This is a genomic window from Streptomyces longispororuber (assembly GCF_024448165.1).
GTDB classification, from domain to species: domain Bacteria; phylum Actinomycetota; class Actinomycetes; order Streptomycetales; family Streptomycetaceae; genus Streptomyces; species Streptomyces longispororuber_A.
Genome location: NZ_JAMOLN010000273.1, coordinates 1 through 11,300, shown reverse-complemented (window position 1 = coordinate 11,300; position 11,300 = coordinate 1). Strand labels below are relative to the sequence as shown.

General features: G+C 69.9%; 12 protein-coding genes. 9 read left to right on the top strand and 3 right to left on the bottom strand.

The window, feature by feature from the left end; all coding sequences use genetic code 11:
• The 3 genes from M4J07_RS43115 to M4J07_RS43105 all read left to right on the top strand — a co-directional run.
• Positions 1–530, top strand: a 530-nt coding sequence (locus M4J07_RS43115) for a cellulose binding domain-containing protein (RefSeq protein ID WP_255981879.1), incomplete at its 5' end; no start/stop codon positions are given.
• Positions 531–722: 192 nt separating this feature from the next.
• Positions 723–968 (top strand): NUDIX domain-containing protein, encoded by a 246-nt coding sequence (locus M4J07_RS43110; protein ID WP_255981877.1) that lies wholly within the window; start codon positions 723–725, stop codon positions 966–968.
• Positions 911–1,048, top strand: coding sequence for a hypothetical protein (locus M4J07_RS43105; RefSeq protein ID WP_255981881.1), 138 nt, complete (start codon positions 911–913; stop codon positions 1,046–1,048). The genes M4J07_RS43110 and M4J07_RS43105 overlap by 58 nt, the downstream gene beginning before the upstream one ends.
• 98 nt (positions 1,049–1,146) lie before the next feature.
• Here M4J07_RS43105 and M4J07_RS43100 read toward each other — a convergent pair whose 3' ends face one another.
• Positions 1,147–2,040 carry a helix-turn-helix transcriptional regulator gene (locus M4J07_RS43100; protein WP_255981875.1) on the bottom strand — a complete coding sequence of 298 codons (894 nt, stop codon included), beginning with the start codon at positions 2,038–2,040 and terminating at the stop codon, positions 1,147–1,149.
• Between the two features lie 215 nt (positions 2,041–2,255).
• Between M4J07_RS43100 and M4J07_RS43095 the strand changes: the two genes are divergently transcribed.
• From M4J07_RS43095 to M4J07_RS43075, 5 genes are all read left to right on the top strand, one after another.
• Positions 2,256–3,233 (top strand): aldo/keto reductase, encoded by a 978-nt coding sequence (locus M4J07_RS43095; RefSeq protein WP_255981873.1) that lies wholly within the window; start codon positions 2,256–2,258, stop codon positions 3,231–3,233.
• 46 nt (positions 3,234–3,279) lie between these two features.
• Positions 3,280–4,308: a zinc-binding dehydrogenase gene (locus M4J07_RS43090; protein ID WP_255981871.1), complete on the top strand. Its 1,029-nt coding sequence runs from the start codon at positions 3,280–3,282 to the stop codon at positions 4,306–4,308.
• A 35-nt stretch (positions 4,309–4,343) separates the two neighbouring features.
• Positions 4,344–5,195, top strand: a complete 852-nt coding sequence (locus M4J07_RS43085; RefSeq protein ID WP_255981869.1) for an aldo/keto reductase — start codon at positions 4,344–4,346, stop codon at positions 5,193–5,195.
• A 136-nt stretch (positions 5,196–5,331) separates the two neighbouring features.
• On the top strand, positions 5,332–6,105 hold the full coding sequence (locus M4J07_RS43080; RefSeq protein WP_255981867.1) for a hypothetical protein: 774 nt from the start codon (positions 5,332–5,334) through the stop codon (positions 6,103–6,105).
• Positions 6,106–6,429: 324 nt separating this feature from the next.
• Positions 6,430–8,544 (top strand): ATP-binding protein, encoded by a 2,115-nt coding sequence (locus M4J07_RS43075; RefSeq protein WP_255981865.1) that lies wholly within the window; start codon positions 6,430–6,432, stop codon positions 8,542–8,544.
• 225 nt (positions 8,545–8,769) lie between these two features.
• Here the strand turns inward: M4J07_RS43075 and M4J07_RS43070 are convergent, their stop codons facing one another.
• Positions 8,770–9,684, bottom strand: coding sequence for an MBL fold metallo-hydrolase (locus M4J07_RS43070; protein WP_255981863.1), 915 nt, complete (start codon positions 9,682–9,684; stop codon positions 8,770–8,772).
• Between the two features lie 296 nt (positions 9,685–9,980).
• Here M4J07_RS43070 and M4J07_RS43065 point away from each other — a divergent pair, with 296 nt between their 5' ends.
• Positions 9,981–10,625: a dihydrofolate reductase family protein gene (locus M4J07_RS43065; RefSeq protein WP_255981861.1), complete on the top strand. Its 645-nt coding sequence runs from the start codon at positions 9,981–9,983 to the stop codon at positions 10,623–10,625.
• A 66-nt stretch (positions 10,626–10,691) separates the two neighbouring features.
• Here the strand turns inward: M4J07_RS43065 and M4J07_RS43060 are convergent.
• Positions 10,692–11,300, bottom strand: a 609-nt coding sequence (locus M4J07_RS43060) for an SGNH/GDSL hydrolase family protein (protein WP_255981860.1), incomplete at its 5' end; no start/stop codon positions are given.

Genomic DNA, 11,300 nt, shown 5'->3' with positions numbered 1-11,300 from the left:
TGGGCGTCACCGGATACGACGTGGTCCGCGTCGACGGCACCACCGAGACCACCGTCGCCGCCACCACGAGCACCAAGGTCACCGTCGAATCACTGAAACCCGTCACCGCCTACACCTTCGCCGTCTACGCCAAGGACGCGGCGGGCAACCGCTCCGCGCGCTCGGCCACGGTCACCGTCACGACCGAGAAGGACACCGGTACCCCGGGGGCGGCATGCACCGTCGGCTATCGCGTCGTCAACTCCTGGCCGGGCGGCTTCCAGGGGGAGATCGTCCTGCGCAACACGGGTACGGCCACGGTCACCGGATGGACCCTCGGCTTCGCCTTCCCGGACGGTCAGGCCATCAGCAACATGTGGGGCGGCACTCCGACCCAGCACGGCACCGACGTGACGGTCGCCGCCGCGTCCTACACCGCGACGATCCCCGTGGGCGGCACCGCAACGCTCGGCTTCACCGCCACGGCCTCCGCCGCCAACCCGCCCCCGACGACGTTCACCCTCAACGGCACCACCTGCACGTCCGCCTGACACCCGGACCCGCCCCGGACCGCGGAGACCCGCGGCCCGGGGCGGCGGGCGGCACGCGCAGCCTGGACCCGGAATCCCCTCGGCCGAGGGTCGCGTCTCACACCCGCGACGACAGGCCGTGGATCCTGATCACCGCTGCCCCCTGACCGTCGCGATCGTCCGGGCGACGCGGCACAAGCGGGCATGACGTGAATGCCATGGCGTCCGTGTCCCGCCTCGACGCGCCCGCTGAGTGGCCCGATCGAGCCGGGTGAGGAGCAACAGGACACGCTGGTTCGCGAAGTGGACGAGGAGGTCGGGCTACGCGTGACTCCTGTCGACAAGGTCTGGGAGAGCCCGAGCGGCGACGGCGGCTACGTACTGCATCGGTGGACCGCCGCGTGTCCGGCGGAGAGCTCACGCTCGACCCGGGAGAGGTCAGCGAGGCCCGCTGGGTAACGGCCGAGGAGTTCGGGCACTTGGAGCCGACGTTCGCGGGGGATCGCTCCTTCTTCACCCAGGTTCTCCCGGGACTGTGATCGTGGTGTGGCTGCTGGCCGCAAGGGCATGGTCTTCGAGCCGGTCGCCGGTCGGCAGAGGCGCAGGCTCAGATCCGGTGACCATGCCGGGGCAGCAGTCAATTCCGGTGGGGTGTCGTGCGGGGCGTCGCAGTGGACGGCGCGGACATGTCGAGCAGGAGCAGGGCGTCCTGGTCGGGGCTGCCGGGTTCGGCGGTGTAGACGCCGAGGCGCTGGCCGGGGGTGCCTTCGACGTGCAGTGACTGTGAGGTGAGGGTGAGGGTTCCGACGTGCGGGTGGTGGAACGTCTTGAGTGCGGGCTTGCGGCCCGTGACCTCGTAGCGTTCCCACAGGCCCGCGAAGTCAGGGCTTTTGAGGAGGAGTTCGCCGACGAGGTTGGTGAGGTCGGGGGCGTCCGGTGCGGTGCCGGCGATGGCGCGCAGGCGGGCGACACAGGCGGTGATCTGGCGGTCCCAGTCGGGGAAGAGGTCGCGGGCGGCAGGGTGCAGGAAGAGGTAACGGGCGAGGTTGCGGTGCTTGGCCGGCCAGTCCTCCAGTCCCGCGTACAAGGCGAGGCCGCCGGGGTTCCAGGCGAGCATGTCCATACTGCGGCTGATGAGGTACGCGGGGTTCGGGCGCAGTGACTCCAGCAGAAGCTTGAGGTGGGGGCGCACCTTGCGGCTGGGCGAGGGCGGGGGCTCGGAGACGTAGCGGGCGGCGCGGGCGGCGAGCTCGCGCAGGTGCTGGTGCTCCTGGTCGTCCATGGCCAGGGCGCGGGCGAGCGAGTCGAGGACGGCCGGACTGGGGCGGGTCTCCTTGCCGCGCTCGAGACGTACGTAGTAGTCGATGCTGATCCCGGCGAGAGTGGCCAGTTCTTCGCGGCGCAGACCAGGGGTGCGGCGGATGCCGGTGCCCACGGTGAGGCCGACGTGTTCAGGGCTGGTCTGGGTGCGGCGGGCGCGTAGGAAGCGGCCCAGCTCGGCGCCCTCGCTGTGCGCACTCGTCGATGCCATGACTCCAGTCTCGCCGGTATCGCGCCCGGCGCGCAGGGTCGAGGGGGGCCCTGTCATTACCCCTGAAGAGCCCGCCCTGCCACAGGGGCGCAATCCGCGCGAAGGTGAATGACGAAGACGCCGGCCTCTCGCAGTCGCCCCACACCGCACGGCATGACCTGCCGGGCCGGGTGAGAGTGAGAGGACGGGCAACGCTACTGACCGGAGAAGGCGAAATGCGGTACATCAAACTGCGTGACCTGGAGGTTTCCCGGATCGGGCTGGGTGCGATGGGCATGTCCCACGGCTACACCGGCTCGGGCACCGATGACGCGGAGTCGATCCGGACCGTGCACCGGGCCCTGGAGCTGGGCGTCACGCTCATCGACACCGCCGAGATCTACGGCCCCTACATCAACGAGGAGCTGCTGGGCCGGGCCCTGAAGGGGCGCCGCGACCAGGTGGTGCTGGCCACCAAGTTCGGTCTGGTCTCCCACGGCGGCGACGGCGCATGGAACCTGGACTCCGGCCCGGCCAACATCCGCACCGCGGTCGAGGGCTCCCTGAAGAGGCTGGGCACCGACCACATCGACCTGTACTACCAGCACCGCGTCGACCCGAACACGCCGATCGAGGAGACGGCAGGCGCTGTCGCCGAGCTGATCGTCGAAGGCAAGGTGCGTGCCTTCGGCCTCTCGGAGGCGGGCCCGGACACCGTCCGCCGCGCCCACGCCGTTCAGCCCGTCACCGCCGTCCAGTCCGAGTACTCGCTGTTCACTCGCGGGATCGAGGAGCGCGTGCTGCCCGTCCTGCGGGAGCTGAACATCGGTCTGGTGCCGTTCTCTCCCCTGGGCCGCGGTGTCCTGACCGGCACCGTGCGTTCCACCGACCAGTTCGACGAGAACGACTTCCGCCGGGGCAACCCCCGCTTCACCGGTGAGAACTTCCAGCACAACCTGACGCTCGCCGACGAGGTCAAGGCCCTGGCCGATGAGGTCGGTGCCACCCCCGGTCAGGTGGCGCTGGCCTGGCTGCTCGCCCAGGGCGACGACATAGCCCCGATCCCCGGCACCAAGCGGGTGGCCCGGGTCGAGGAGAACACCGCCGCCGACGCCGTCACTCTCACCGACGAGCAGCTTGACCGGCTCTCCGGCCTGCCGCCCGCCGCCGGTGCCACTCACAACGAGGCTCAGGCCCGCATGCTCGAACGCTGACACCCGCCAGGCACCCCCACGACCCCCGTTTGGAGTAGCACCTCTCATGCGTGCAGCAGTGATGTACGGAGCCGGCGACGTCCGAGTCGAGGACCGGCCCGACCCCAAGATCGTCCAGCCGACCGACGCCGTGGTGCGCACACTCGCCGCCTGCGTGTGCGGCAGCGACCTGTGGCCCTACGCCGCGATGCCCGCCACCGACACCGGCCGCCCCATGGGCCACGAGTTCCTCGGCGTCGTCGAGGACACCGGCGCGGACGTAGGCGACCTGAAGGCCGGTGATCTGGTCGTCGCCCCGTTCACCTACAGCGACAACACCTGCGACTACTGCGCCAAGGGCCTGCACATCTCCTGCCGCAACGGTGGCCGGTACGGCTTCGACGGCGTGGACGGCGGCCAGGGCGAGGCCGTCCGGGTCCCGTACGCCGACGGAACCCTGGTGAAGCTGCCGGTGGCCGCGGACTCCGCGCTGCTGCCGTCGCTGCTGGCGCTGTCCGACGTGATGACCACCGGCCACCACGGCGCCGTCACCGCCGGCGTCGGCCGCGGCGACGCCGTGCTCGTGGTCGGGGACGGTGCGGTCGGCCTGTGCGCTGTGATCGCCGCAAGGCGGCTCGGAGCCGACCGGATCGTGCTCGCCGGGCGGCACGAGACCCGTACCACCCTGGGCCGCCGTTTCGGCGCCACGGACGTGGTCGCCCAGCGGGGTGAGGAGGGGATCGCCCGCATTCGAGAGCTGACCGGAGGCGTCGACAAGGTGATCGAGGCGGTCGGCACCCGCCCGGCACTGGACACCGCGCTCGGCGCGGTCTTGGACGGCGGCACCATCAGCCGCCTCGGCGTCCCCCAGTACGAGCAGGGACCCGTCGGCCCGGCCGTCTTCATGCGCAACATCACTCTGACCGGTGGTGCCAGCCCCGCCCGCGCCTACATCGAGCAGCTGCTGCCCGATGTGCTCGACGGCACCATCGCCCCCGGGCGGGTCTTCGACCGGACCTTTCCCCTCGATCAGACCCCGGACGCCTACCGGGCGATGGCCGACCGCCAGGTCCTCAAGGCCCTTGTCCGTCCCTGACTCGCAACTCGCCCGCACCACGGAGGACTTCCTTCATGCAGTACGTGACCTTGAACAACGGTGTCGAGATGCCGCTCCTCGGCTTCGGCGTCTACCAGATCCCCGCCGAGGACACCGAGCGCGCCGTCTCCGACGCCCTGGCCACCGGCTACCGCCTGCTCGACACCGCCGCCGCCTACGGCAACGAAGAAGCCGTCGGCCGCGCCATCAGGTCAAGTGGCATCCCGCGCCAGGACCTCTTCGTCACCACCAAACTGTGGGTCCAGGACGCTCCCGCCCAGGACAACACCCAGCGCGCCTTTGAGACGTCCCTGAACAAGCTGGGCCTTGACCACCTCGACCTGTACCTGATGCACCAGCCTTTCGGCGATGTCTACGGTCAGTGGCGGGCGATGGAAGCCCTCAACCGCGAGGGCGTGGCCAGGGCGATCGGCGTCGCCAACTTCTACCCCGACCGCCTGATCGACCTGATCGTCAACAACGAGATCACCCCGGCCGTCAACCAGATCGAGACCCACCCCTTCTTCCAGCGCACGGACTACCAGGCCCTCATGCGCGAGCACGGCGTGCAGATCCAGTCCTGGGGCGGCTTCGCCGAGGGCAGGAACGACCTGTTCACGAACCCGCTGCTTGCCGAGATCGGGAAGGCCCACGCCAAGTCCGTGGCTCAGGTCGTCCTGCGCTGGCTCACGCAGCGCGGCGTCATCGCCATCCCCAAGTCCGTGCGCGCCGAGCGCATGGCCGAGAACATGGACGTTCTCGACTTCCAGCTCACCGACGAGCAGATGGCCCGGATCGCCACCCTCGACACCGACAGCTCCCTGTTCTTCGACCACCACGACCCCGAGATCGTCACTTGGCTCGCAGCGCGCCGGCTGGACGCCTGAATCGCTCGCCCCTGCCTCCCTGCTCGCGCTGAACTGGGCCGCTGACGCGAGCGGCAGGGCGGCCCTGTCACCGGCATAGCTCTGTTTCGGCTCAAATCGGTGGTGGGTACGGATTCGGGAGGGCCACCATCGCCCCATGGTGAACCTCTCCGAAGTGGGGCCCCTGTTCGTCGTGGCCGGTGCGGTGGTGACTTCGGTCGCCGCCTACCGCGGTGTCCTGCTCACGACGATGACCTCGGTGCGCACCTCCGCTTCGACCCGGCAGTTCGAGGCCATCGGGGATCTGCTCGGTGTCATCGGCAAGATCCAGAGAAGCGGCCCAGCCGATCTCCCGGCTGCGCGGCGGGAGTTCCAGGCGGCCTACGAACTCGTGCAGAGAACTGCTCCCGAGCCGTCGGACATTCTGGCGATCGCTGACGAGATGAACGAGTTGGTCCGCGCTGTAGCCCGCGCCCAGCTCGAAACACAGACCCCGTCGCACGTCAGCGTTCTGTTCTCCCTTCGCTCGAATGCTGCGCGGGACGACGACACGCTGGAAAGGACCGGGTTCCTCGGACGACGCCACAGCAGGGACGTGCTGGACGAGGTGCTGCGCCTTCACGCGGAGCAGGAAGTCGCCTTGGCGGAAGGCCGTCAGGCTCCTGACCCGGCACGGGCCCGTGCAGCACTGGTGGAGGACGGGTGGGACGAACTCGAGATCGATGAGTTCCTTGCCTGCGGAGCCCGGAAGCGCGCTCAGACGGAGAAGGCGGTGAGCGCCGGGTTGGAGGAGGTCGGCAAGGCGTTGAGCGGCTTGGCCGCCGCGAAGGGGCGACTGATCGCGGCCGAGCGCTCATGGGTCAACAACCTGGCGTCCCCTGTGATGGGTCGCCGCCGAAAGGTCCCCCGCCTCCTGTCGGGACGCCGGTAGGCGGGGGAGTTCTACGAAGCGGAGGCCCCGGCGCGGGGCGCGGAGGCGCACTGGTACGTCCCCGTCAGTGGTGGGCCGCCTTCCCGGGCGGGGGCGTCGCACGGGTGCCCAAGGGAGCATCACCTGAACTCCAGCGATCTCTTGTGGACCGTCATGACCGGCGATGCGGCCCGAACGGGCAGTTTGCCGATGTCGGCCACGCAGCGTGCCGCCTTGGTGCAGGCTGCCGTCCTCGGAGCACGCAGTGGGGCGTGCGGCCGGGCCGAGGAGGGGATCGTTGTGGAGGCGACGGGGCGGCGCGGAGGACCGCGCGAGGAGCGGCGGGTGGGGAACCTGACCGAGCACCGGACGCCGACGGTCGATCGCCATGCGGAAGTGGCGGAGATCGAGCGGATGTTGGTCGGCCCATCGCTCGGTGACCAGACGCGGCTGGTGACGTTGACCGGTGTCGGCGGCGTCGGGAAGACCCGGGTGGCGCTGACCGCCGCCGCCGCGCTCCAGCCCCGCTTCCGCGACGGGGCGTGGCTGGTGGAGCTCTCGCCGCTGCGCCGGCAAGGTGCCCTGCTGGCGCACGTCATCGCCGAAACCCTGCCGCTGGCCGATCAGACCACCCGTCCGATGATCGAGGTGCTGGCGGAGTACCTGGCCGCCCGGGAACTGCTGCTGGTCCTCGACACCTGCGAGCACCTGACGGAGGACTGCGCACTCGTCACCGAAGCCCTGCTGACGGCCGCGCCCGGCTTGCGCGTCCTGGCCACCAGCCGTCGTGTCCTGAACGCGCACGGCGAACAGGTCCTGAGGGTCGAGCCGTTGCCGGTGCCCGAGACCGATGATGCTTCGCCGGACACGGCCGACGCAGTGGTCCTGTTGACCCAGCGCGCCGCGGAAGCGGTGCCCGGATTCACGGTCACCGATGCCGACCGTGCGGGACTGGTCCGGCTGTGTCGGCGGTTGGACGGCTTGCCTCTGGCGATCGAACTGGCGGCCGCCCGTCTGGGAGACCTGTCGGTCCCTGAACTCACGGCCCGTCTCGGCGACCGCTTCGCCGTCCTGGGAGACACGGACGGTATCGCCACCGATGCTGATCCGCCCTGGCACCGCGCCCTGCGCACGGCGATCGGCTGGAGCCACCAGTTGTGCAGTCCCGCCGAACGGCTCCTGTGGGCCCGGTTGTCGGTCTTCGCCGGAGCTTTCGACGTCGAGACGGTCACGCGGATCTGCGCCGACGACCATCTCCCCGCCCGGCAGATCCCCGGCGTACTGGAGACACTGACGGAGAAGTCGATCCTGACCTGGCAGCCCACCGGAGACTCCGAGCGCTACCGGATGCTGGACACCATCCGCGAGTACGGCGCCCACTGGCTACGCGATCTGGGCGAGGACGACACGCTGCGCCGCCGCCACCGCGACCACTACCTGGCCCTGGCCCGCGAAGGCGACGCCGCCTGGATCGGGCCCGACCAGTTCGCCTGGTACGACCGGATGACCGCCGAGCACGACAACCTCCGCGCCGCACTTGAGTACAGCTTGACGGACTCCGAGGGCCACAGCGGCCTGGAGATGGCGGCCGCGCTGTGGTTCTTCTGGTATGGCTGCGGGTTGCTGAAGGAGGGGCGGTACTACCTGGACCGAGCCCTGGCCGCCGACACCGATCCCTCCCCGGCCCGGGTCAAGGCCCTGTACGTCTCGGGTCCGGTGCTGGTCTATCTCGGCGATCTCGAGGCCCTGGAGGAGCGGGCCATCGAGTGCACCGCCTTGGCCGCGCACTTCGGCGACACCGAGAGGCGATACGCGGCTGCCACCGAGCTGCGCGTGTCGGTGATGCGCGGCGACCGCGGGCAGGTGCTGGCGCGGGCGCAGGCGCAGCTGGACACGGACTGGCGTGAACGGCCGCTCACCTTGATTCCCCTGGCGGCCCTGGTCTTCGGTTCCCACACACTTGTCACCGAAGGGCGCTTCGAGGAAGCCGTCGCCTGGCTGGACGAGCTGAGTGCTGCCTGTGACCAGAACGGCGAGCACAGCATGCGCGCCTGGGGAGACTTCGTCCGCTCCCAGGCCGAGATGGCCCTCGGCCGGTTCCAGGAAGCGCACGAACACGCCAGGGCCGCGCTGCGGGTCAAGCACCGGCTGAGCGACGGCGTGGGCACCGGCATGGCCCTGGAGTCGCTCGCCCGTGCCGCCACCGCGGCAGGGCGGTGCCGGGACGCCGCCTGGCTGCTGGGACTGGCCGCGCAGCTGTGGGAGACGCTCGGCCGGCCCCAGGCGGGGATTCCCGCGGTGGTGGCGGCCCACCACGTCTGTGAGCGTCAGACCCGCCAGGCCGTGGGCGAGGACGCCTACCGGCGCTACGTCGAGGCCGGTCGCACCATCGACTTGAACACCGGCATCACCGCCGTCCTCGACCCCGGAGACCCGGACTTCCCCATCGTCACACCCTGACCAGCGGGCCGCCTTGAACCCGCGTCGCGTCGCCACCGTGCGCAGGGGTGCGGGCACGGTGACGACGCACGCGGAGCCCGGTCACGAGCGTCGGGGGCGAGAGGCGTTGAGTGGACCGCGGATGCCCGGGCCGATTCTGAACTCGTCAGGGTCCATGGCGGAAGTCCGGGCCCCTGAGAGGGCCCGGTCTCTCACACTGCCCATCCGCCGGCCCCAGAGGAGCGGTCAGTAGTTCCAGACGGCCGGCACGAAACGGAAGGAGTTCCCGGCTGCCGCCACGTGACAGACGGACGGGAACGGCAGGTGGGAGGCCACCAGCTGCCCGCCGGTCGCCACCAGTTCGTTCAGCAGACGCAACCGGACGCGGGTGGATTCCTCGGGGTCGTGGTCGAAGCCGTTGTGCCAGTCGGGCTTGTCGAACCCGCACTGGAACACGGCATCGCCGACGAACATCAACCGGTCGCCGCCGGACTCCAGCCGGATGATGCTGTGACCGGGGGTGTGCCCGCCGGTGCGACAGATCCGTACGCCCGGCGCGACCTCGTACTCCGTCTCGAACGCCTGCAACTGGCCGCGGTACACGTCCAGGAATCGTGTGGCGGTCGTGCGCAGCACCTCAGGCACTGGCCCCGGCATGTCGGTGCGGGAGAAGTCGGGCGCTTCCCAGAACTCGGCCTCGGCCGCCGCCAGATGGACCCGCAGGTCGGTGCGGAGACGGCCCCGCAAACCGTCGACGAGCAGCCCGCCGATGTGATCCATGTGCAAGTGGGTGAGCACCACGTCGGTCACGGACGCGGGATCGATGCCCGCCGCGTCCAGCCGCAGGGCCAGCTGCCCTGCCCGCGGGAAGCCCGGGAACTCCGTCCCCAGCCCGGAATCGATCAGAACGGTCCGGTCACCGCTGCGCACCACGGCCACGTTCAGCGGCCAGTCGAGCAACTCCTGCGGCAGGAACATGTCCCTGAGCCAGGCCGACAGGTCGGCCTGGGCGGCGTTGGTGGCTAACGTCACGGGGGCGATGGGCAGCACCCCGTCGCTGATCAGCGTCACGTCGATGTCGCCTACCCGCAGCGCGTAGCGTGACGGGACCAGTTCGTCGAAGCCCAGCGCGTGAGAGCGCTCGATGCTGACGTTGCTCATGTGTGTTCTCCTCTGGAAGCGTTGACCGAAAAGGTCGACGGCGCGATGGATCACATCGCCCCGCCCCCGTCTAAGACCGGAAGGCAGCCCGGTCTGTGACACACCTCGTCGCGCAGGACGACAGGACTCCAGTGATCGCCGAGCGCTTCCACGGCCTCGTTGTTCGCACATCCGGACCGAGGTTCGTCTCGAACGCCCCTCCCGTGATTGCGACCTGCCATCACCGTGTCTAGGCTCATTCACGGCTTTTGATCGCGGATCGCCATCACATCGCCTTGACGGCAGGAGTCGGTGCAATGTCCCTCGTGAGGGTCCACAACTTCTCGATCTCCATCGACGGATTCGCCACTGGTGAGGGGCAGAGTCTCGACGCTCCGTTCGGCCACGCCGGATCGCGGCTTCACGAGTGGTTCTTCCCGACCCGGACCTTTCAGCACATGCTGGGCAAGTCGGACGGGAGGGTGGGTGTCGATGACGCCATCGCCGGTACCTGGGATGTCGGCATCGGGGCGGAGATCATGGGCCGCAACAAGTTCAGCGCCGACCGGGGGCCGTGGGAGAACGAAGACTGGAAGGGCTGGTGGGGGTCCAATCCACCGTTCCACACGCCGGTGTTCATCCTGACTCACCACCCTCGCCCCTCGGTGGAGATGGAGGGCGGCACCACATTCCACTTCATCGATGCCACGCCACAGGAGGCACTCCGTCAGGCGCGCGAGGCCGCGGGCGACTTGGACGTGCGGATCGGTGGCGGGCCCACCACGGTCCGCGAGTTCCTCGCCGAAGACCTCGTGGATCAACTGCACATCGCCGTCGTACCGATCGTCCTGGGTCGTGGCGAACGCCTGTGGGACGGGCTCGAAGGGCTGGAGGAGCGTTTCAAGGTCGAGTCCGTGACGGCTCCCAGCGGCGTTACCCACATGACCTTCACCCGGCCGTAGCGACCGCCCGGGCGCGGCGTCGGTAGCCATGATCGCCGACCTCCGGTGTCCGCTCGTCCAGCCGTCTCAGCGTTGTTGGGCCTGGCCCGCCAGGGTGGTCGCGATGGCGGCGAAGGCCACCGCGTGGCCGCGGGCGTTGGCGTGGATGCGGTCGGCGGCGTAGATGGCCGGGTCCGCGGCGAGGGGGTGGTGGTGGGTGTCGATGTGGATGCCGCCGAGCGTGTGGGTCAGGTCCGCGGTGATGTGGTCGAGTTCGTCGAAGCGCCGGGCCGCGGTGTCGGCGTGCTCCGGCGGGACGAGTCCTGACCGGGGGAGGTCGAACAGGCCGATGGTGATGAGGAAGGCGCCGCGCTTGGCCAGGGGCGTGAGGAGCGAGGCCAGTTTCGCCCGCAGCGTCGCCGGGTCGAAGGCGCGGAAGGCGTCGTTGCCGCCCGCGCTCACCATGACGACGTCCGGGGCGAAGTCCAGGGCGGGGCGCAGCTGTTGGTCGCGGATCTCGTCGATGAGGAGGTGGGGCGTGGCCAGGTTGACCGCGGTGAGGCCGGGGCGGGTGGCGGCCAGGGCGTCGGTGAAGCGGTCGGCGAAGGAGCGGTGGCGGTAGCCGGGGAGGGGATCCATCACGCCGGCGGTGACGCTGTCGCCCAGTACGGCCAGCCGGTTCCACGGCGGAGTGCG

Coding starts and splice junctions, on each gene's coding strand:
- M4J07_RS43110 (WP_255981877.1), top strand. CDS start 723: ATGCCATGGCGTCCGTGTCCCGCCTCGACGCGCCCGCTGAGTGGCCCG.
- M4J07_RS43100 (WP_255981875.1), bottom strand. CDS start 2,040: ATGGCATCGACGAGTGCGCACAGCGAGGGCGCCGAGCTGGGCCGCTTC.
- M4J07_RS43095 (WP_255981873.1), top strand. CDS start 2,256: ATGCGGTACATCAAACTGCGTGACCTGGAGGTTTCCCGGATCGGGCTG.
- M4J07_RS43090 (WP_255981871.1), top strand. CDS start 3,280: ATGCGTGCAGCAGTGATGTACGGAGCCGGCGACGTCCGAGTCGAGGAC.
- M4J07_RS43085 (WP_255981869.1), top strand. CDS start 4,344: ATGCAGTACGTGACCTTGAACAACGGTGTCGAGATGCCGCTCCTCGGC.
- M4J07_RS43080 (WP_255981867.1), top strand. CDS start 5,332: ATGGTGAACCTCTCCGAAGTGGGGCCCCTGTTCGTCGTGGCCGGTGCG.
- M4J07_RS43070 (WP_255981863.1), bottom strand. CDS start 9,684: ATGAGCAACGTCAGCATCGAGCGCTCTCACGCGCTGGGCTTCGACGAA.
- M4J07_RS43065 (WP_255981861.1), top strand. CDS start 9,981: ATGTCCCTCGTGAGGGTCCACAACTTCTCGATCTCCATCGACGGATTC.